This window comes from Pseudenhygromyxa sp. WMMC2535 (assembly GCF_011083025.2).
This window is the reverse complement of sequence record NZ_JABJWV010000001.1, coordinates 172,418-192,824: the sequence shown is the minus strand read 5'-3', so window position 1 is coordinate 192,824 and position 20,407 is coordinate 172,418. Positions and strand designations below refer to the sequence as shown.

The window sequence follows — 20,407 nt, the reverse complement described above, 5'->3', positions numbered from 1 at the left end:
TTTGGCTGGCCGCTCGCTGGCCGAGCTACTCGGAGACGACACCGACGGCTTCGGCCCCGGCCGCGAGCGCTGCTCGCTCGCGCTCGAGCAGGCGCTCGCGTCGTTCGAGCTCGGCCTTCTCGGCCGCGATCCGGATCTCCTCGGACTTGCGGGTGATCTCGTCCATCACGGCGAAGGTGTGCAGCGCGTCGTCGATGATCGCCACGCGATCGATGCAGTCTGCGACGGCGGCGGTGTAGCGCTTTTGGCCCTTGGCCATGGTCTCGAAGGTCTCGCAGTGGCCCTTGGCGGTCGCATAAAAGGCCTCGATCTGCGGCCGCTCCACGCCCTCTTGGCTGATCAGGTGGTCCTGGTTGAGGACCGCGAGGTTGTACCAGGGCCGGGGGTCTGCGCTGTCGACCTTCATCGCCTCTCGATACCAGCGCTCGGCTTCGGGGTAGTCCTGGAGCCCGCGCTTGGCCACGCCCATGGCGATGTAGACCTCGGGGTCGCGCTGGACGGCCTCGTCGTGGAGCGCGACCTCGAAGGCGGCGACGGCCCCGGCGTAGTCGCGGAAGCGGATCGCGATGAAGCCGATGTTGCGGCTGGCGTCGGCGTGCTCGGGGTCGATCTCGACGGCGCGCTCGAAGGCCCTGAGCCCGTCGACTTGGTTGTCGTCCTCCATGAAGAGCAGCCCGCGGAGGTTCCACAGCGCCGCGCTTTGTCGGCCGTCCTTTTCGAGCACGCGCATCGCCTGGGTCACGACGAGGTTGGCGAGCACGAGGTAGGACTGGTCCTCGAGCCGGCCGCGGTCGTAGTAGAGCCGGGCGAGGTTCTCGTAGGCGGCCTTGTTGCTGGTGTCGACGGCGAGGACGTTCTTGATCTCCTTTTCGGCCGTGGCGAAGTCGTCGGCGTCGAGCTCGAGGGCGTAGCGGTCGCGGTGGATGGCGGCGAGGTTGTTGCGGGCCGCGACGGCCTGAACTTTGTTTGCGTCGACGGAGCGCGCGAAGAGATCGAGGGCCAGCTGCGTGTTGCCTCGCTCCCACTCGAGCACGCCGAGGTTGTTGAGCGCGAGGTGAAAGCCGGCGTGGGCGAGCTCGGTGTAGATGGCGATGGCCTCGTCGAGGCGGCCGCAGCTCTCGAGCACGGCCCCCGCGTTGAAGCGGGCGATGAGCATCGAGCGTGGGTGTGCGTCGTAGACCTGGTTGAAGCCCGCGCTGAGCGCGGCGCACTCTGCCTCGTCGAGGGCGCCGTCGGCCTCGGCGGCCTCGAAGGCGGCGTATGCGGCGTGGAATTCGGCCAGCGCCTGCTCGTTGGGCGCCTCGAGCTCGACCTGGGCCGGCCGAGGCTCGTCTGTTGGCGTCACGCTTGGCGTGGGGTCTTTGGTGCCGCAGGCGGTGAGCAAGCCCGTGCTCAGCGCGAGACAGATCAGGGTGCTGGCGTGGGGCTTTGGTCGGGGGAGGGGGGAGGAGTGGGTCATGATCGTCATCGAGGGTGGGTCTGGCTTGTCGGGCTCGCCTGCGTACGCATGACCGGGTGGATCCGACCTTCAAAATTTTTGGGCCCATTCTCGGACAGGTGGACGCTTTCGACGGCCGCCTCGGCCTCGAGGGAGCTGCCCGGATGGACGGGCTCGACTCGACAGTCATCGCACGCTGGGTTCGAGAGCGCGCCTCGGGGCAGAATGTGCGCGCTTTGCCGGGGAGAAATGCATCAGTTTTTAAAATGATACAATTGTTGATGTCCTCCAGTGACGCTGGCTTGGCGATACTGTGATGGAAGAAATGACGGTATTTATTCTGATGTGATGGCGAGGTGACGCTGTAGGATATTGTCGTTATCAGTAGAATCTCGAAAAGTCTCTGGAAATTATGAGCGCATTGATCAATGATGAATCATGGGTCGTCAAAGAGTCGTCGTTCCGCTTCTGTCGGCAGCTATCTGCCTCTCGGTGGCGGTCGAGGCCAGGGCCGCGCAGCCCTTCACGGCCTTCGAGAGCGGCCAGGTGCGTCCGCTGGCCCTGTCCCCAGATGGCGAACGCCTGTTTGCCGTCAACACCCCGGACAACCGCCTCGAGATCTACGCGATCACCGATGATGGCCTGGTCCACGAGGGCTCCGTGCCGGTCGGCCTCGAGCCGGTCGCGGTCGCGGCTCGCAGCGCGCACGAGGTCTGGGTGGTCAATCACCTCTCGGACAGCGTGTCGGTGGTCTCGCTGACGCCGCGGCCCCAGGTCTCGCGCACGCTGCAGGTCGGCGACGAGCCGCGGGATCTGGTGTTCGCGGGGCCCGGCGGCAAGCGGGCCTTCGTGACCGCGGCCCACCGCGGGCAAAACACGGCCTTCGATCCTCAGCTGACCACGCCCGGCATCGGCCGCGCCGACGTCTGGGTGTTCGACGCGAACCACCCCGGGCAGGCGCCGACGATCCTCAATTTGTTTTGCGACACCCCGCGGGCTCTGGCGGTGAGCGCCGACGGCAAGCGGGTCTACGCGGCCGCGTTCAATTCGGGCAACCAGACTGCGGTGGTCCCCCGGGGGTGATCACCGACGAGGGCGAGGCGGCCGGCGGGATCCCGGGGCCGAACATCAGCCACGGCGGCGAGCCCGAGCCGGACATCGGGCTGATCGTCAAATTCGACGGCGCGCACTGGGTCGACGAGCTCGGGCGCAGCTGGGACGAGGACATCAAGTTCAACCTGCCCGACCGGGACGTGTTCGTGATCGACGCCTGGGGCCCGAGCCCGGCGCTGGTCGCCGGCGAGCAGGGGGTGTTCACCGGGGTCGGCACGACCTTGTTCAACATGGTGGTCAACCCGGTCAGCGACAAGGTCTATGTGACCAACACCGAGGCCCGCAACCATGTCCGCTTCGAGGGCGCGGGTCTGTTCTCGGGGAGCTCGGTCCGCGGTCACGCCGTCGACAACCGGATCACCGTGCTCGACGAGCAGGGCTCGCACCCGCGCCTGCTCAACAAGCACATCGACCACGACGCGTGCTGCGGGCCGGTGCCCAGCGGCGAGCGCGAGCTGAGCGTGTCCCAGCCCCTGGGCATGGCGATCTCCAGCGACGGGGCCGTGCTCTATACGGCGGTGCTCGGCAACGACAAGCTGGCGATCTACTACACCGCCGAGCTCGAGGACGACAGCTTCTACCCCGACGCCTTCGACCAGATCCCGCTCAGCGGAGGTGGGCCCACGGGCCTGGTCCTCGACGAGGCCCACGACCGGATCTACGCGCTGACCCGCTTCGACAACGGGATCTCGATCGTCGACACCGACGCGCTCGAGGAGATCGATCACCTGAGCATGCACGACCCCGAGCCGGCCGCGCTGGTCGCCGGGCGTCGCTTTCTCTACGACGCGGAGCTGACCTCGAGCCACGGGGATCAGTCCTGTGCTTCCTGTCACATCTTCGGTGACAAGGACGACCTGTCCTGGGACCTCGGGGATCCCGACGGAGATGTCACGGCGACGCCAGATAATATTCGTACGGACTTCGCCGTTGGCGACGTCGACTTTCACCCGATGAAGGGGCCGATGACCACGCAGAGCCTGCGCGGTCTGGACAATCACGGGCCGATGCACTGGCGAGGGGATCGCAACGGCGCCGGTGAGGAGCCCAGCGCCCAGCCCGACACGGGGGCCTATGACGAGGTCGCGGCCTTCATGGCCTTCAATGTCGCGTTTCCCGGGCTGGTCGGGCGGGATCAGCCGCTGAGCGAGGCGCAGATGCTCTCGTTCACGGACTTCGTCCTCCAGCTCACCTACCCGCCCAACCCGATCCGCAACCTCGACAATTCGTTGACCGAGCAGCAGCAGATTGGCCGGGACTTCTTCTATGACAATCTCTCGGTGCTCAACACCGCGGACAACAGCCTGATGACCTGCATCAGCTGCCACCGCATCGACCCCGAGGGCAACGCGGAGTACGGCGTCGAGCGCCCGGGCTTCTTTGGGACCGAGGGCCAGATCGTCCTCGCCGAGCTCGGCCAGACCCTCAAGATCCCGCACATGCGCAACCTCTACACCAAGGTCGGGAGCTTTGGCTATCCGGGGGGCGACCCGCTCTTCAACGCGCCAGACATGCCGCTCTACGACGAGAGTCACCAAGGCGATCAGATCCGCGGCTTTGGCTTCGCCCACGACGGCTCGAAGGACGGCTTGCTGCGTGTGTTCAACGCGTTCACCTTTGCCCCCGAGGGCTTCGAGGACGTCGAGACCATGCTCGCCGTCGCCAGCTTCTTGGTCGCGATGGACTCCAACCTCGCGCCGGTCGTGGGTCAGCAGGTGACCTTGGGGGGCGGCGGCGACAATGCGGGCAAGCACGGCAAGCACGGCAAGCACGCCAAGCACGGCCTCGGGGGTGCAGCCGGCTGGGCGGCCGCGCTCGCGCGCGTCGAGCTGCTGCGCGCGCGCGCCGAGGCGGGAGAGTGCGAGCTGATCGCCAAGACCAGGCTGGGACCCTTCGAACTCGGCCTGCTCTACGAGGAGGGGGGCTACAGCACCAGCTTCTCGGCGCTGCCCAGCCTCGACGCGGCCCAGGTCCAGCTCCTGGCCGTCGGGGGGCCGGTGACCTTCACCTGCGTACCTCCGGGCTCGGGCGAGCGCCTGGGGATCGACCGTGACGGCGACGGCGTGCCCGACGGCGACGAGCAGCTGTGGTCGACGTGGTAGCGCGGTCGCTGTGGTCGCTACGGCCGGTCGGGTGGTTGGCCGAGTTTGTCGTGTCGGCGAGCCTACCTACTGGGCACTCGTCCGGCGGCGTCTTGGCGCCGCGTGCTCTGGGGGGTGCTGGTGATCTGCGCAGCTCGTGTGACGCGCATGATCCCCGCCCCCCGTCGGGGGGCATCGGTGGGCGAGTTCGCGCGATGTGCCTTGGCTCTTCAAGCCGACCCCCAGGGCCCGATACAATCGGTCGAGAATGGACGATGGTGCCGAGACCGCGAGCGAAGACGGAGGCAGGACCTCGCTCGCGGGCACCCACGACTCGCGCGGGGGCTTTGTCGAGGAGGAGGAAGAGGTCGAGACCGACGACCTCCAGCGTGGCTCTCATATCGGGCGCTACGTCGTCATCTCGAAGCTCGGTGCGGGCGCCATGGGGGTGGTGTTCGCGGCCTACGATCCCAAGCTCGACCGCAAGGTAGCGATCAAGCTGCTCGAGTATCGCGGTGGTGACCGGGAGGCCGCGCAGGTCCGGCTCCAGCGGGAGGCCCAGGCCCTCGCCAAGCTCAACCACGCCAACGTGGTCGCCGTGCACGACGTCGGCATCCACGCCGAGCGAGTGTTCCTGGCCATGGAGTTCATCGAGGGCAAGACCCTCGGCGAGTGGATGGCGGACGGCGAGGGCAAGCGCCACGCGCGGCCGTGGAAGGAGGTCGTGGCGATCATGTCCGCGGCCGGTCGCGGGCTTGCGGCGGCGCACGCCGTGGGCCTGGTCCACCGCGACTTCAAGCCCGACAACGTGATGATCGGCGACGACGGCCGGGTCCGGGTCATGGACTTCGGCCTGGCGCGGACCAACGAGGAGCGCGGCTTTCGAGGGGGCACGACCACGCGCTCGCAGGCCTACGACGCGCTCAACGCCTCGCTCACCCGGACCGGCGCGATGATGGGCACGCCGGCCTATATGGCGCCGGAGCAATTCGAGGGCACGGAGATCGACGCGCGCAGCGACCAGTTTGGGTTTTGCGTGGTCTTCTACGAGGCGCTCTTTGGCGAGCGCCCCTTTGGCGGCGAGACCGTGGCCGAGCTGGCGATCGCCGTGCTCGACGGAGAGCGGCGCAAGCAGCCGCGCAGCCTCGAGGTCCCGCTGTGGCTGCGCGAGGTGGTCGAGCGCGGGCTCTCGTCGGCGCCGGAGGAGCGCTACGCCGACATGCTGGAGCTGCTCGCGGCCCTGGCCGCTGGGGGCAAGCGTCGCCGCCGTGGTCAGGTCAGCGTGGCGGCCCTGGCCGCGACCTTGGTCGCCGGCGGCGCCCTGGGCTACCAGCGTTGGGAGGGCCTCCAGCGCGAGCAGGCCTGCGCCGACTACGGGGCGACCATCGACGAGCTGTGGAGCATCGCGGCCCAGGAGCACGCGCGCGAGCGCCTGGGCGAGGCGAGCGAGCGGGTGCTCCCGTGGATCGATCGTCAGGTGGGGCGCTGGCGGGAGCAGGCCACCGAGGCCTGCGAGCGCGCGACCATCGAGGACAGCTGGGACGCGGAGCGCTACGCCCAGGCGGGCTGGTGCCTCGACGAGCGCCGCCTCGAGCTCGAGGTGCTAGTCGCCGCGCTGGCGGAGGAGGGCGAGGCGGATCCAGGGATCGTCGAGGCGGCCGCCGGGCTCTCGCCGCTGTCGACCTGCCTCGACGAGGCGGCGCTACACGGTCGCGGTGAGGCGCCGACGCTGGCCCTGCGCGTCCACCTGGCCGCGGTCCGGCGCGAGCTCGCCCAGGCCCGCTACCTCGAACGCGTCGGGCGCTACGCCGAGGGCCTGGATCTGGCCGCGCGCGCGCGGGAGCAGGCCGAGGGCCTGAGCTGGACGCCGCAGCTGGCGGCCGCGCGCGTGCGCGAGGCCTCGCTGCTCCGTGATCTCGGGCGCTACGAGGAGGCCGAGGCCGTGGGCGTGCAGGCCTACGGCGAGGCCGCCCGCGCGCGGACCTGGGACGTCGCCAGCGAGGCGGCCGTCGACCTTGTCGAGACCGTGGGTGTGCACCTCGAGCGCCACCGCGAGGGCCAGGGCTGGGCCGAGCACGCCGCGGTGGTGATCTCGCTGGCGAGCGACGTCTCGGTGCGGCGCGAGGCCGATCGTGTGACCGCGCTGGCCCAGGTGTTGCGCGCGGCTGGAGAGCCCGAGCGAGCCAAGCCCTTGTTCGAGCGCGCGGTGGCGCTGCGCGAGCGCGAGCTGGGCGATCAGCACCCTGCGCTGGCCGACAGCGTCTATGACCTCGCGCTGACCGAGGAGGCGCTCGGCGAGCGCGCGGCGGCCAAGCTCGACTTCCAGCGCGCGCTGGAGATTTGGGAGCGGGCGCTCGGCGCAGAGCACCCGAGCGTGGCCGCGGCTCGGCTCTCCCTGGCCGAGCCGCAGTAGTCGTGTGCGCTGCGGCGCTCGACGCCGCCGACGTGGATGTCCGTGGGCCCTCGGCATGGCGTGCCTTGGTTGGAGAGTGAGTCTCCCCCGCGCGAAATGTGTCATTGGTTCAGCGGTGATTATGATAGGTCACTCGCCATGACCGCAGCTGTTCAGCCATCGCTCGAAGACCCCAAAGATAGCTGGCTCGTCTACGCCGACGCCCTGCAGGCGGCGGGAGACCCCCGCGGAGAATTGATCGCCTTGAGCCAGGCGATCGAGGATGGCGCGAGCCCGGGGGACCGCGACGCGCTCTTCGAGCGCCACGCCGAGGCGATCTTCGGCAGCTTGGCGGCCCATCGCGCCAAGCTCGAGATCGACTGGAAGTGGTGCGTGCCGCGGACGCTGTCGGTGCTGATCGATCCCGACGATGACGTGGCGGCCGTGATCGCGGCGCTGCTCGCCTCGCCTCTGGCGACGCAGATGCAGACCCTGCGCCTGGTCGCGCGCACGCCGAACGACGAGAAGGTCGAGCTCGGCCCGGCGGTGGCGGCCCTCGCCGAGGGCCTGCCGGAGAACTGCACGGACCTCGAGCTCGTCGACGAGCGGGCCAGCAAGTCGCGGATCATCGTCTCGGCGGACTACTCTCCCGACGAGAACCTTGTCGACTTCGGCGAGCTCGAGGCGCTGTGGAGGATCCCGCAGCTGCGCAAGCTCCACCTGGTCGTGGCCGACATGACCCAGGTGCCGCTCGGAGAGATCGACGCTCCGGCCCTCGAGGACTTCTCGTTTTTGGGGCTGCGGTGGGGCGAGGGCTACTCGATCCCCAGCGAGACGGCGGAGCCGCTGATCGAGGCGAGCTGGCCGAAGCTGCGTCGCCTCGCGCTGCGTCTGCCCGAGACCCTCACCTACGCCTGGCCGGAGCAGGACGGGGCCTACGTAGAGAGTGAGCGCTACGACGACTACAGTAATTACTACGAACAGTACGAGGACGACGAGGGCTGGCACGAGGACTATGACTGGGCAGGTGAGCTCCGCGGGCTGCTCGCCGCGCTGAAGCAGACCGAGATCGAGTCGCTCTCGCTTACCTCCTTTGCGAGCGCGAGCAACCTGCTCGAGGCGCTGGAGGCCGGCCTGCCGCCCACGCTCGTGCACCTCGACCTCAGCGGCAGCGACCTCGGCGACGACCACGTGGCGTGGATGGTCGAGCACGCGGAGATCTTCGAGCGCCTCCAGACGCTCGATCTCCGCGATACGCTGATCCACAATCCGAGCCCGCTCGCGGCCCTCGAGCCCGAGGTCTTGCACAGTGACGGCGGCGGCGCAGCCTATCGCTTCGCCGTGGGTATGGAGTAACCCTGTCTGCGCGCGGGCGGGCGAATGCTCGTCAGCGGGCGGCCACGGCGGGTCTGCGGGTGCGCTGAGCAGTTCGCACCCGACCTGCGTGTAGCATGCCGGCGATGCGCTCCGACTCGATCTCGATCGCGCGAGTTCTCGCCTGTGCCTCGTGGCTGCTCACCGCCTGCTCGGACGACGGCGGGGGTGGTGGTGACGAGGTCGACACGGGCACGGGGGAGAGCGCCGAGGAGGGCAGCGAGGCGGAGAGCGGAGAGGGCAACGAGGGCGCCGAGACGGGGGACGCGGGAGACACCGGGGACACCGGAGACACGGGCGAGGAGGCGCCGCCCGGGCTCTACGGCGTGCCCAACCTCGACGACGACGATCAAAACGGTCAGGCCGACTGGGACGATCCGGCGTTCGACGCCGACAACGACCTCACGGACTGGTCGCTGCCCGAGGCGGCGGTCGAGGCCGCGGGCGAGGGCGGCTCCGTCGAGCTGCTCGTCGAGGGCGACGTCGACCAGCTGCGCTTTTGGCTCGAGGGGGAGGCCATCCTCGGCCAGGTGGGCGCTGACGAGCCGGTGACCAGCGTCGCGCTGACGGGCGCGCAGCTCTCGGCCACGCTTCAGGTCGAGTTCGGCGACTTTCATCGCTGGGGCACGATCACCGCGCGCAGCCTCGACGCCGGGGGCGTGGAGGTCGCGACGCTCAGCCTCGAGTTCATGGCCTCGCCGCTGGTCATCAACCACCACGGCCAGCCGACCGAGTACGTCTGGGCCGTGCCCGCGGGCTCCAACTCGGAGATGATCGCGGAGTTCGAGGGCGTGCTCGGGGACCGCTTCGTCAGCGTGTCGAGCAACGACGTGTGGATCCAAGACGAGCTCGAGTGGGCCACGGCCACGGCCCCCGACAAGCGCCTGAACATCGCCATGGACTCGATCCGCGACCGCGCCCTCGACAGCTACGTCAAGGGTCTCGAGGCCCCGGACATCCAGCCGATGACCTGGGGCCAGGCCGGGACCGACGTCACCGAGGACAAGTTCGGCAACCTCGAGGTGACCATGCCGGTGAGCGCCGGCGGCGTCGACTATCCCTTTGGGCGGATCTACTACGGCGACAAGGACGGGAGCGGGCCCAACGAGATCATCAAGAGCTTCCTCGACGAGCAGGCTCTGCAGGCGCCGATCCGCGTCGACACGACCTGGCTGTGCATCGGCCACGTCGACGAATTCCTCAGCTTCATCCCCGACCCCGACTCGGCGCGCGGCTTCAAGTTTCTGATCACCGACACGAACGCGGCCTGGGAGCTGCTCGAGGCCATGGACCCGAGCACCAGCTTGCCGCGCTACGCCCAGAGCCACGGCTACGCCACGGTCGCCTCGATGCTCGACGACGACGAGCTGCGCGCGACCAACGACGACGTCCAGGCCAACTACCTCGACGCGGTCCGCGAGCAGCTCGAGGCCGAGCTCGACCTCGATCCCGAGGACATCATCCGCATCCCCGGGCTGTTCGAGCGCCTGTCGCAGTGCCCCTACAGCGCGGCGCCGCTCGAGACCGCGGCGCTGATCCCCGGGATGCTCAACTTGGTGGTCGTCAACCTGCCGGAGGAGCCGCTGCGGATCTTCGTGTCGGATCCCTTCATGCGCACGGACACCAGCGACCAGGGCAGCGATCCCTTCATCGCTGCGTTCGCGGACGCGCTGCCCTCGGCCTACGAGATCCACCACGTCGACGACTGGTACACCTATCACGTCTACATCGGCGAGGTGCACTGCGGGTCCAACGTGTCCCGCACGCCCACCGACGACTGGTGGCAAGACGGCATGCACCTGCTTGGAGAGCAATGATCATGGACGCGCGTAGCTTTGCCCTCATGTTTTGCGTTGGCCTCGCTCTCGGCTGCGACGGCGAGAGCGTCGAGTCGCCCGAGCCCGCCCAGGCGTCGCAGCCCGCCGCGAGCGCCCAGCTCGAGGCGCCCTCGAAGTCTGCGTCTGGCGCCCTCGATGTCGATGTCGATGGCGCTGGCGCTGGCGTGGACGCGCCGGTGAGCGCGGGCAGCCCCGAGCCCGCGGCGGCCTCGGACACCGCCGAGGGGCCGCGCCCACGAGCGACCCGCGGCGGGCAGCTGCGCTTCGCGGACGAGTCGATCGAGGACCCCGCGATGGCGCCGGTGCTCCTCGCCCGCCTGGGCGACACCAGCGAGCCCTCGCAGACCCGCGCGGCCCTGGCCGCCGCGCTCCCGCGGACCGGGGGCGAGTGGGCGGACGCGCTCGTCGAGCTGCTCGCGCAGGAGGAAGATGCGGCCGTGCGCGCGGCGATGGTCTCGAGCTTGCGCCGGGCCCCGAGCGAGGCGGCCCTGCGCGGCCTCGCGCTGGGTCTGGACGATCGTGACGCGGGCGTGCGCTACGAGGCCGCGATGACGGCGGCGGGGGTTCCTGGGGCGAGCGAGCTGCCCCTGCGCGAGCGCCTCGGAGATCAGGACGCGCGCACGCGGGCCGCGGCCGCGCGCAGCTTGGGCGTGCTGGGGGTCGGCGAGGCCTTCGACGAGATCGCGGCTCTGGTCGAGGACGAAGATAAATATGTTCGCCTCGAGGCGCTCCAGGCCCTGGGTCGTCTCGATGCGGAGCGCGCTCGGGAGGTCGCCGCGCGCATGGTGGAGGACGAGGACTCGACCGTCGCCCGCGCGGCGCTGCGCCTGCGCGACGCGCCCTGAGCTGAGCTGAGCCTGCCCCTCAGGGCGAGGGCGTGGGCTCGTCCGTCTCGGGGGCATCGTCGGCGCCGAGGTGCTGGGCCGGCTGCCTATCAGCGCTCTCGTCCACGTCGGTGTTCGCGGGCTCGCTCGCGGCCGCGAGCGCCTGGGCCTCGCCCTGGTCGGCGGGCAGCGCCGACGCAGGGGGCTGGTCGCCGGCCTCGAGGGCGAGCTGGCGCTCGAAGAGCGCGCGGACGCGGGCGCGGTCTCGGCGGAGGAAGGCCTGCCACAAGAGGGTGGGGACGGCGACCAGGGCGAGGGCGCCCATGGCGGGCGAGAAGATCAGGCTGAACTGGGCGACGATGTAGGCCGTGGCCGAGGCCGTGAGCAGGCTGTACCACGAGGCCTGCTCGAGGCCGTCGAGCTCGCGCAGCTTGATCCGGCTGGCGCGCTTGCCCAGCTCGGGGGTCCAGCCGGGGTGGACGAAGGCGCGCTTGTAGAGCTGGCGCAAGCTGGCGTAGGGGCGGTCTTTGGCGTTGGTGTCACGCGAGAGCGCGGCCTCGCGGCCGTGCAGGGCCTCGTCGTCGAATACGGCGTGGAGCAAGGCCACGCTCGCGGGCTCGAGGCGCTCGGGCTCGCGCTCGGCGATGCCCCGGGCCTTGTCGTACATGCCGCGGATCAGCGGCAGGGCGATGTCGCCGTGGCTGGTCCGGTCGTTGTCGCGCTCGGCCTTGCGCTGGCCGAGGGCGAGCACCATGGAGGTCATCAGCCAGCCACCCAGCAGGCCCACGGTGAACAGGGAGGGGCTGATCATCAGCGCGATCAACAGCGTGAGCAGGCCAGGGACGGTGGAGAGCAGGGCGATGGCCCTGGTCAAGGTGCGCAGGCCCTGGCGCTCGTCGGGGTCGACGAGCAGGCCGCGCTCGCTCAGGCGGCGGCTGAGCCCCTGGTCCTTGGCCAGGCCCGCGCAGCGCTCGTAGAGCTCGTCGATGCTCCAACTGTGGCCCTGGGCGGCGGTGATCGTCGCCAACACCTCGCGCTCGGCGGGGACCGCCGGCGGCTCGGGGGCCTCGCTGCGGTAGTTGACCTCGGGGAGCGCGAGGCGTCGGTCACTGGTCATCGTGAGCGCGCCGCGGCGCAAGAGCGCGGCTACGGCGGTCTTGATGACGGCCGGCTCTCCCCCGCGCAGCAGCGCGAGCTCGTAGGGGTCGAGGTCGGCGAGCTGCTTGCGATCCGGCACGCCCGCGCGCCAGCGCTGGAGCGAGAGCGCCAGGGTGTTGATGACGTAAGCGAAGAGCGGCCCGAAGACGAGCAGCAGCCCGATGCTCGACATCAAAAGCGCACGACCCAGCCCACGCCGCCGCCGTGGGGAGAGGTGATCGGGAACAGGCGCGCCGTCGGCCTGGGCTTGGCGGCCTTGACCTCCTTGCGCAGGCCGACGCCCTGACCCAGGAAGATGCCGCCGGGGATCAGCAGGCCCGTGGCGAGGACCCCGGTGATGCCGCCGGCGGTCCAGGCCGCGGCGCGGCCCGAGCCGAGGCCGGTGTCGAGCTCGGGGATGACGCTGAAGATGCCCAGGGAGACGAAGGCGAAGATGCCTCCGATGCCGGTCATGACCGCGCCGCCGACGATCCGCTTGTTGCCCTTGGCCCACTTGGGCCCGAGCACGGGGTCTTGCTCGACCTCGGCGTCCCACTGCTGCTGGGGCGAGAGCGGCCGCTTGGGCGGGGGCGGCTGCTGCTGATCGGACTCGGCCTGCTCGGCCTGCTCGCCCTGCTCGCTGGGGACCTCGGAGAGCGGCGAGGCTTGCTCGCCGGCGGCCTCGGACTCGGCGATCTTGCGCTCGAGCTCGGCGAGGCGGTCCTCTGCCTCGGCCCGCTCCGCGATCGCCTCGGGCGTGTCACCGTAGAGCGCCCGGTGGTCCGCGCGGTAGTTCTCGAGCAGGATCTTGGCCTTGCGCAGGTGGGTGGGGTTGCGGGTGACGTCGTAGGCGCGGCTGTGCGCCTCGGCGATGTTGTAGACGAGCGCGTGACGGATCGCCCGGGTGTCCTCACCGTCGGGGAGGATGGCGTAGGCCCGCTTCCACAGCACGAGGGCGTCCTCGTAGTCGGCGGTCTGAAATTTGATCTCGCCCTCTTTGTAGAGCGCCTGGGCCTCGACCAGCGGATCCTCGCCGTCTTGCTCCGAGGACGCCGCGGGCGCCTGGGCGTGGGTGAGCGAGGGGTGCACGAGGGTCGCGCAGACCAGCGACGAGGCGATCGTGAGCGAGAGCTGTGGAGCGCAGCGCACGGGGCGAAGCTATCACCGATGGCTGCGGGGTCGTAGCGAGCAGCCCGTGCTGGGGGCTGGACGAGCCTCGGTACCGTGGGGAAACTCCCGACATGCCCGGGCGAGAACCCCCGAGTCGCCGCGCCGCGTCGCTGATCTGGGCGCTGGCCGGCGCTTGCGTCGGGTCGGGCTGCCCAGCTGGGGGGGAAGCGGGCGAGGTGGGGGAAGATTCGGGGGGCGAAGGGGAGGGGAGCGAAGGGGAGGGGAGCGAAGGGGAGGGGAGCGAAAGTGAAAGCGAAGGGGTGGGGGAGAGCGCCGGAGCGCTGTGTGGCAACGGCGTGCTCGAGCCCGGCGAGGTCTGTGACGACGGCAACCTGGAGGTGGGTGACGGCTGCTCTCCGGCCTGTGAGATCTCCGCCTGCGGGATGGTCTGGAGCGCGAGCGTCGACATCGACTCGGCGGTGGAGGGGGCGAGTGACCTCACCGTCGACGCTGCGGGCGAGCTCTACCTCGCCGGTCTGCGCGTCGAGGCCGACCGCGACATCTGGCTGCTGCGCAGCGACGAGCATGGACCGGTGTGGAGCGTGAGCGTCGACGGCGGCCAGGGCAACGACGGCGCCGAGGCCCTGGCCTTTGGTCCAAGCGGCGAGCTGCTCGTCGCCGGCTGGCAGGCGCGGGCGGGGGAGGCGATCTGGTACGCGGCCTACGACGCCGCCGACGGCGGCGAGCTGTGGTCGCAGATCGTCGACGCCGAGGGCCCCAACCTGGGCTCGGACGACCGCGCGACCGCGCTGGCGACGACGCCCACAGGCGACGCGGTCGTCGTCGGAAACCTGCGTGTGGGCGAAAACGACGACGACGTCTGGGTGCGGCGATTCGACGCCGCCGACGGTGAGGCGATCTGGGACGCGACCTGGTCGGGCGTCGGCGATGGGACCTGGTCGATCGATCGCGCGGGGGCGGTAGGGATCGCCAATGACGGGACTGTCTGGGTGGGGGGTCGTCGCCACGACGACTACGATTCACACGAGGCGGTGCTGCTGCACTTCGACGCCGAGGGGGTGCTGCTCGATGAGATCCAGCCGCGCCCGAGCGGGGACCACATACATGATCCCGTGGCGCTCGCCGTCGATTCGAATGGATCGCTATACTTTGCAATTGAAAGTCAGGGGGCAGTCTTCCACAGCTGGTTATATCGCCTCGACGCCAGCGGCGCCGAGCTGTGGGTGAAGACCGAGGCAGACTGGGCCACGCACGGGTCGCGGTGGCGCACGCGGGGCGTCGAGCTCAGCGCCGCGGGAGGGATCGCCGTCGCCGGGAGCTTCGACAACGAGGACGAATTCGAGGCCCTGGAGTGGGGTGAGGCCTGGGTCGCGCGCCTCGACGCGGCGGGAAACTTCGTCTGCCGGGGCACGCACATGGTCGACGACGGGGCGATCATTCCCCCCTCGCTCCTGACCACGGCCGTGGGCGTCGGAGCCGGCGGCGCCATCGGCCTGGGCGCGCGCCTCGAGGCCGGCCAGGGCTCACAGGCGTGGCTATGGTTAGCCTATTTTCGAGGATGAAATCCAACATTGGTGGAGGTGTGGAGAGTGTTGCCAATCGTGAGGTTGGGGTGTTGGATAATCGTCGATGAATGTAGCCACTGTCTGTGGCGAGAACGGTAGCCGCTGCTAGAGTTTGTGTGTGGGTTGGACAGAAGAGCGGCTGCGAGCCCTTGTGGACGCTTGCCCCCATGGCGTCCAGGAGTGCGACCGCGAGGGCATCATCACCTTCAGCAATTGTGCACACGCGCGCATGCATGGATACGCGCCGGGAGAACTGGTCGGTCGATCAGTCCTCGAGCTGATCGCCCGGCCCGCTGACCGCGAGGCCTTCATCGGCTACATGGCGGGCCTGGTTCGGGATCAGCCCGCGCCCGCGCCCTACGAGACCCTGGCGCTAGTCAAGGGCGGCGGCGTGTTCGATGTCCGCGTGGACTGGGACTATCTGCGGGACGAGGAGGGGGATGTGCGTGGCTTCGCGTGCATCGTCACGGACATGAGCGCCCAGCGGCGGGCCGAGTCCGAGCTGCTCGAACACGAGCAGGCCGAAGAATTCCGCACACGCACGCTCCGCGAGCTCGATCACCGGGTCAAGAACACGATCGCGGCGATCTTGGGGCTCATGCACCTCAGCGCCGTCGGGGTCGAGGACGTCGGTGACTTCGTGTGCAGCTTCGAGGCGCGGCTGCGGGCGATGGCCCGGGTCCACGAGGCCCTGGCAGAGGACGGCTGGGAGGGCCTCGATCTCGGCGAGATGCTGCGGACGACGCTGCGCCCCTTCGCCATCGATTGTGTCACGCTGCGCGGTCCGAGCACCGAGCTCGCGCCGGCGGTGATCGTGCCCCTGGCTCAGGTCATCTACGAGCTCGCGACCAACGCCTTCAAGTACGGCGCGCTGGGTTGCGAGGGCGGCCGGGTCCTGGTGACCTGGACCTGCACGGACGGGCGCAGGGTGATCGAGTGGCGTGAGCGCGGCGTCGAGTCGCCGCCCAGCTCGCTGCGCGAGGGGGTGGGGATGAGCCTGGTGCGCGGGCTCGTCGAGTGTGAGCTCGGCGGCTGCGTGGCCCACGAGTGCACGCCCGAGGGGGTCTGCTGGCGGCTCGAGCTCGCGCGGGAGGCGTCATGAGGCTGCTCCTGGTCGAAGATAATTTTCTCGCGGGCGAGCACCTCCGCCACGTGCTCGAGGGCCTCGGGCACACGGTCATCGGGCCGGTCGGGTCCGTGGAGCAGGGCCTGGCGATCATCGACGCCAAGGGGGTCGACGCGGCCGTCCTCGACTTTGCGATCCGCGGCGGCTCGGCCTTGCCGATCGCCGAGGCTCTGCGCCGGCGCGGGCGGCCGTTTTGCTTCTTGACCGGCTACCGCGACCCCGAGCTGATCCCTGCGGGCTACGCCCGGGTGCGCCGGCTCGCCAAGCCTTTTTGTGAGCGGGAGCTCATCGAGGCCCTGGCGAGCTTCGGCAGCGGCCACAGCCCCAGCCTGGGCTGTTAGCGCCGCTGGGCCGGCCCTGTGCACAGCGCACCGGCTTCGCAGTACCATCGCGGGGCCCGATGCCCAGCGAGCACACCCCCAAGCGCGGCCAGCTCTTCTATGGTCCTGGCCCCTACGTCGAGCGCGAGATCGACGAGGCGCTGTTCGAGTCCCTGAGCGCGGGCGAGCATGCCCTGGTGTTTGGGCCGCGCGGGGTGGGCAAGTCGAGCCTGCGCGTGCGCACCCAGGCGCGGCTGCGCGAGGCGGGGATCCGCGTGGCTACCGTCGACCTCGGGGCGATCGGGGCCGAGAGCCGGGTCGACGTGTTTTGTGCGTCCTTGCTGGTCGAGGCCGGGCGCAGCCTGGGCCTGGCCGAGGAGGCCAAGAACGCGTGGCGGCGGTCCAAGGGCCCGCCCCAGCTGCGCCTGCGCGCCGGTCTGCGCGAGGTGGTGCTCGAGCGCAGCGAGGCGCCGCTGGTCTTGTTCATCGACGAGCTCGAGCTGTGCCGCGCGCTCGGGCCGGCCCGCGACGACGTGTTCGCGGCGCTGCGCGCCATGGCCGAGGCCCGCGGCCACGAGCCGATCTGGGCGCGGCTGAGCGTGTGTCTGATCGGCGCGCTGACCCGCGACGAGCTCGCCAGCGACACCCGGCGCGGGCCCTTCGATCTCGGGGCCAGGGAGCTCGCGCCGCGGGACTTCTCCCGCGAGCAGCTCGGCGCCTTCGCCCCGGTGCTCGACGCCCTCGAGGTCGACACCGAGGCCGTGCTCGACGCGCTCTACGACTGGACCAGCGGGCACCCGGCGCTGTGTCAGTGGATCGCCGGCGACCTGCTGCTGCGCGAGGTCAAGCGCGGCGAGGAGGCCAGCGCGGTCGAGACGGTGATCCGCGAGAGCTTTTTGCAGCGCGGGCCGGAGCTCGACCCGCTGCTCGGTGACACGGCCCGGCGCCTGCGTCGAGATCAGCGCGATCCCTGGCGGACGCGGATGCTCGGGGCTTACGAGCGCGTGCTCAGGGGCGAGCGCGTCGACCTGCGCGGGCGCCAGCTGGGCTCCGAGGGCGCGTTGATCGTCGCGCGCATGCGGGTCGCGGGCCTGGTCGCGGGAGACCGCGGCGGCAAGCTGCGCGTGCGCAACAAGATCATCGAGCGCGCCTTCGATCGCAATTGGGTGCGCCGGGCCCTGGCCGGTCGCCCGATCAGCGACGCCCTCGAGCGCTGGGAGGCCAGCGGGCGCCGGCCCGGGCAGCTCCTGCGCGGCGCGGCCCTCGAGCGCGCGCGGACGTGGATCGAAGGTCGCCCCGACGTCACCGCCGGCGAGCTCGACTTCGTGCTCGCCAGCGAGCAGGCCCGCACGGCGCGGCTGCGACGGCTGACCTGGGTGGGCGGGGCGCTGTGCCTGAGCCTCGGCGGGCTGCTGGGCGGCGCGCTGTGGCAGTACCAGCGCGTCGTCGACGAGTCCTTGCAGGCCACGGTCGACCAGGCCGCGCGGCGCAGCGAGCTCGATGGCCGCCGCGCCCGAGACGAGCGCGCCCAGGCCGAGGAGGCCAAGCTCGAGGACAAGCACAAAGCTGGCGAGGGCGAGGGGCCGACGAGCTTCGTCGGCCAGACTCGCCAGGCCGTGGAGCAGGCCTCGGGCGTGGCCTTGAGCCTGGAGAACGAGGACCTGCGCAGCGAGCTGGGCGCGCTCTCCCAGCGCCTGGCCGTGGAGCAGGCCGAGCGGGCGCAGCTCCTGGCGGAGGACCCTCGCCGCCGCGGTGAGGGCCTGCGCCTGGCCCTCGCCGCCCTCGAGCCGTGGGCCGGGGAGCCCGAGTCCGCGCCGGCGTCGGTCACCCGCGCGCTCACGGCCAACCTCGCGAGCCCCGGAGACAGCGTGCTCGTCCAGGCCTACGAGGGCGCGGGCGTCGAGCTGCTCGCCCTCGGCCGCGATCGCGCGGTCACCGTTGGCCACAGCGGCGGGGACGAGCGAGGCGGGCGCGTGCTCGCCAGGGTCTGGTCGCTCACCGACGGCCAGCGCGTGGCCGAGCTCGAGAGCCCCGCGGGGATCCTCGAGCACGTCGCGATCTCGCCCGGGGGCCGACGGATCGCCGCGCTGAGCCGCGCCGGCGCCCTGACGACCTGGGATCTATCCGACAACAGCGTGCACGGGCCCGCGCCGATCCTCCCGCCGGTCGGGCCCTCGCCCGCGCGCGAGAGCCTGCCCGCGCCGGTCGACAGCCTGCGCATCGACGACGGCGGGGCGGTCAAGCTCCTGCGCCGCGACGGCAGCGTCCAGCTCGTGGATCCGGCCGCGGGCAACAGCAGCGCCCTGCTCAGCGCGAGCAGCCTCGCGCCTGGGGTGGCCGTCGAGCACGTCGGGGTGCTCGAGCCGACCTTGACCCAGGCCGCCCGGGTCGCCCGGGTCGACGGCGGGGCGCTCGAGCTCTGGGACCCCGCGGCCGGGCGCGTCGTCGCCAGCGTGCCCGCGCCGGTCGAGGCCGCGGCCGTCGGGCGCGTCGAGCTGCTGCCAGGGGCCACGCGCGTGCTGCTCCAGATCGAGGGCGGGACGGCGCTGCTGGCCTGGACGCTCGAGCGCGGGGCGGTCGAGCACGTGGCCGAGCAGGACGAGGTGATCACCGCGCTGGCCGTGAGCGCCGACGGTCAGCTGATCGCCACGGGCGACGAGGCCGGCGGCCTGCGCCTGTGGTCGAGCGCGGGCGAGGCCGTGGCCGCGCTCGACGGCCACGCGGGCCCGGTCAGCGTGTTGGTCTTCGCCGGCGACGCCCTGGTGTCCGGGGATCGCAACGGCGAGCTGCGGGTGCAGGCGCTGCGCGTCCGAGATCAGCCGGCGCCCCGCCAGGCCCGGCTGACGCCCGAGGGCGAGCTCTCGCTCGCCGGGCGCGAGGGTCCGGAGGGCCGCACGCTGTGGTTTGGCGGGCGCCCCGACCTGCCGCACATGCGCCTGGTCATCGAGGACGGCCTCGAGGTCGAGGAGGTCGCGGTCGATCTCGGGGTCACCCGCGTGGCGCTGCGCTTCGCGGACGGCCGCGCCGCGCTCTATGATCGGGCGGCCGTGGCCAAGGGCCGCGTGGGCCCAAAGACGCCGGCCCTGCTCACGCTCGAGGGCCGCGTCCTCGATCTCGAGCTGGGCGCGGGCGGGCGGCTGCTGGCGAGCGCGGGCGAGGATCGCCGCGTCGCGCTGTGGGACGGCGCGGGCCTGCCGATCGCGACCTTGTCGGGCCATGAGGCCCCCGTCGATCGCCTGGCCCTGTCTCCCGACGGCGCGCGCCTGGTCAGCGCCGACCGCAGCCGCGAGCTGCGGGTCTGGGAGCCGGGCACGGCGGCCCTGATCGCAACCTTGCCGGCGGAGCACAGCGCGAAGTGGCTGGCGATCCTCGCCGACCTCGTGGCCCTCGTCGACGCCGAGGGCGAGGCCGAGCTGTGGTCGATCTCCAAGCGCGAGCGCCTCGCCACGGCGAGCCTCGGGTCCGCGGCGATCTTCGCGTTGACGGTCGTCACCACCGAGCGCGGCGAGGCCCTGCTCGCGGTGGCGCGGCCCAAGGCGGTGGAGCTGTGGCGTCTGGATCCGGAGTTTGGCGGCGAGGTGATCGGGCGCTTCCGTGTCCACGCGGCGCGGGCCGTGGTGCCGGCTGCCTCCAGCGAGGGACAAAGCGGCGAGCTCCTCGCCGTCGACGAGCTGGGAACGATCTCGCGGTGGCCGACGGAGCCGGCCCGCTGGCTCGCCATGGCTTGCGGTGCCTTGCCTTCGGGGACGCTGCTGCCAGCCGCCTGCCCCATCGACGGCTGAGGTCGAGAGACCACGAATTCGTCTCCTCGGGCTGGATCCAGGGCGGCTCTGGCCGGCGTCTGCATTTTTTTCGCGATCGATGTAGCTAGATTTGGTTCCCTTTGAGATCACCGCGTTTTTTCTCGCCGAATAATGAAGCGTCATTCGTGAATGTCTTGGTTGGGCCGCGCATCTGATGCGTGGTGGCGACACCGAACTGGCACATCGCCACACCCCTGTGGCTCCGTGAATGTGGCTCACAGCACACGTTAGTGCCCAAATTCACGATTTCCGAAAAAGATGCGCG

General features: G+C 70.8%; 14 protein-coding genes. 11 read left to right on the top strand and 3 right to left on the bottom strand.

Annotation, left to right across the window (positions count from 1 at the left end; all coding sequences use genetic code 11):
* Window positions 1-25: 25 nt before the first annotated feature.
* The gene (locus G6O69_RS00695) at window positions 26-1,459 is read right to left on the bottom strand and encodes a tetratricopeptide repeat protein (RefSeq protein ID WP_172301541.1); all 1,434 of its coding nucleotides are present in this window, start codon (window positions 1,457-1,459) and stop codon (window positions 26-28) included.
* Between the two features lie 56 nt (window positions 1,460-1,515).
* On the opposite strand from G6O69_RS00695, the gene G6O69_RS00690 reads away from it, so the two are divergent.
* The 7 genes from G6O69_RS00690 to G6O69_RS00665 all read left to right on the top strand — a co-directional run bounded on the left by G6O69_RS00690 (window position 1,516) and on the right by G6O69_RS00665 (window position 11,081).
* Window positions 1,516-1,755 carry a hypothetical protein gene (locus tag G6O69_RS00690; protein ID WP_172301539.1) on the top strand — a complete coding sequence of 80 codons (240 nt, stop codon included), beginning with the start codon at window positions 1,516-1,518 and terminating at the stop codon, window positions 1,753-1,755.
* Between the two features lie 175 nt (window positions 1,756-1,930).
* Window positions 1,931-2,521, top strand: coding sequence for a beta-propeller fold lactonase family protein (locus G6O69_RS39605; RefSeq protein ID WP_255215664.1), 591 nt, complete (start codon window positions 1,931-1,933; stop codon window positions 2,519-2,521).
* Entirely contained in the window at window positions 2,518-4,653 is a 2,136-nt protein-coding gene (locus tag G6O69_RS00685) for a hypothetical protein (RefSeq protein ID WP_255215663.1), read from the top strand. Before G6O69_RS39605 ends, G6O69_RS00685 begins: the two co-directional genes overlap by 4 nt.
* A gap of 247 nt (window positions 4,654-4,900) precedes the next feature.
* On the top strand, window positions 4,901-7,045 hold the full coding sequence (locus tag G6O69_RS00680) for a serine/threonine-protein kinase (protein ID WP_172301537.1): 2,145 nt from the start codon (window positions 4,901-4,903) through the stop codon (window positions 7,043-7,045).
* A 138-nt stretch (window positions 7,046-7,183) separates the two neighbouring features.
* The gene (locus G6O69_RS00675; RefSeq protein ID WP_172301535.1) at window positions 7,184-8,380 is read left to right on the top strand and encodes a hypothetical protein; all 1,197 of its coding nucleotides are present in this window, start codon (window positions 7,184-7,186) and stop codon (window positions 8,378-8,380) included.
* Between the two features lie 104 nt (window positions 8,381-8,484).
* Window positions 8,485-10,215 carry a protein-arginine deiminase family protein gene (locus tag G6O69_RS00670; protein WP_172301533.1) on the top strand — a complete coding sequence of 577 codons (1,731 nt, stop codon included), beginning with the start codon at window positions 8,485-8,487 and terminating at the stop codon, window positions 10,213-10,215.
* Between the two features lie 2 nt (window positions 10,216-10,217).
* Complete coding sequence (locus tag G6O69_RS00665; RefSeq protein ID WP_172301531.1) at window positions 10,218-11,081, top strand: HEAT repeat domain-containing protein; 864 nt, start codon at window positions 10,218-10,220, stop codon at window positions 11,079-11,081.
* A 19-nt stretch (window positions 11,082-11,100) separates the two neighbouring features.
* On the opposite strand, the gene G6O69_RS00660 is transcribed toward G6O69_RS00665, so the two are convergent.
* Together G6O69_RS00660 and G6O69_RS00655 are read right to left on the bottom strand one after the other, a co-directional pair.
* Window positions 11,101-12,390 (bottom strand): TIGR04222 domain-containing membrane protein, encoded by a 1,290-nt coding sequence (locus tag G6O69_RS00660; protein WP_172301529.1) that lies wholly within the window; start codon window positions 12,388-12,390, stop codon window positions 11,101-11,103.
* A complete protein-coding gene (locus G6O69_RS00655) occupies window positions 12,390-13,346 on the bottom strand; it encodes a phage holin family protein (protein WP_172301528.1) in 957 nt (318 codons plus the stop codon). The genes G6O69_RS00660 and G6O69_RS00655 overlap by 1 nt, the downstream gene beginning before the upstream one ends.
* 281 nt (window positions 13,347-13,627) lie before the next feature.
* Here G6O69_RS00655 and G6O69_RS39275 point away from each other — a divergent pair, with 281 nt between their 5' ends.
* From G6O69_RS39275 to G6O69_RS00635, 4 genes are all read left to right on the top strand, one after another.
* A complete protein-coding gene (locus G6O69_RS39275) occupies window positions 13,628-14,890 on the top strand; it encodes a hypothetical protein (RefSeq protein WP_346016987.1) in 1,263 nt (420 codons plus the stop codon).
* Between the two features lie 121 nt (window positions 14,891-15,011).
* Window positions 15,012-15,995, top strand: coding sequence for an HWE histidine kinase domain-containing protein (locus G6O69_RS00645; protein ID WP_346016986.1), 984 nt, complete (start codon window positions 15,012-15,014; stop codon window positions 15,993-15,995).
* Window positions 15,992-16,360: a response regulator gene (locus tag G6O69_RS00640; RefSeq protein WP_176396542.1), complete on the top strand. Its 369-nt coding sequence runs from the start codon at window positions 15,992-15,994 to the stop codon at window positions 16,358-16,360. Before G6O69_RS00645 ends, G6O69_RS00640 begins: the two co-directional genes overlap by 4 nt.
* A 59-nt stretch (window positions 16,361-16,419) precedes the next feature.
* Window positions 16,420-20,121, top strand: a complete 3,702-nt coding sequence (locus tag G6O69_RS00635; RefSeq protein ID WP_172301524.1) for an AAA-like domain-containing protein — start codon at window positions 16,420-16,422, stop codon at window positions 20,119-20,121.
* Window positions 20,122-20,407 lie beyond the last annotated feature (286 nt).

Excerpts from the sequence above, each read along its gene's own strand:
- G6O69_RS00695 (WP_172301541.1), bottom strand. The coding sequence starts at position 1,459 with ATGACCCACTCCTCCCCCCTCCCCCGACCAAAGCCCCACGCCAGCACC.
- G6O69_RS00680 (WP_172301537.1), top strand. The coding sequence starts at position 4,901 with ATGGACGATGGTGCCGAGACCGCGAGCGAAGACGGAGGCAGGACCTCG.
- G6O69_RS00675 (WP_172301535.1), top strand. The coding sequence starts at position 7,184 with ATGACCGCAGCTGTTCAGCCATCGCTCGAAGACCCCAAAGATAGCTGG.
- G6O69_RS00670 (WP_172301533.1), top strand. The coding sequence starts at position 8,485 with ATGCGCTCCGACTCGATCTCGATCGCGCGAGTTCTCGCCTGTGCCTCG.
- G6O69_RS00665 (WP_172301531.1), top strand. The coding sequence starts at position 10,218 with ATGGACGCGCGTAGCTTTGCCCTCATGTTTTGCGTTGGCCTCGCTCTC.
- G6O69_RS00660 (WP_172301529.1), bottom strand. The coding sequence starts at position 12,390 with ATGTCGAGCATCGGGCTGCTGCTCGTCTTCGGGCCGCTCTTCGCTTAC.
- G6O69_RS00640 (WP_176396542.1), top strand. The coding sequence starts at position 15,992 with ATGAGGCTGCTCCTGGTCGAAGATAATTTTCTCGCGGGCGAGCACCTC.
- G6O69_RS00635 (WP_172301524.1), top strand. The coding sequence starts at position 16,420 with ATGCCCAGCGAGCACACCCCCAAGCGCGGCCAGCTCTTCTATGGTCCT.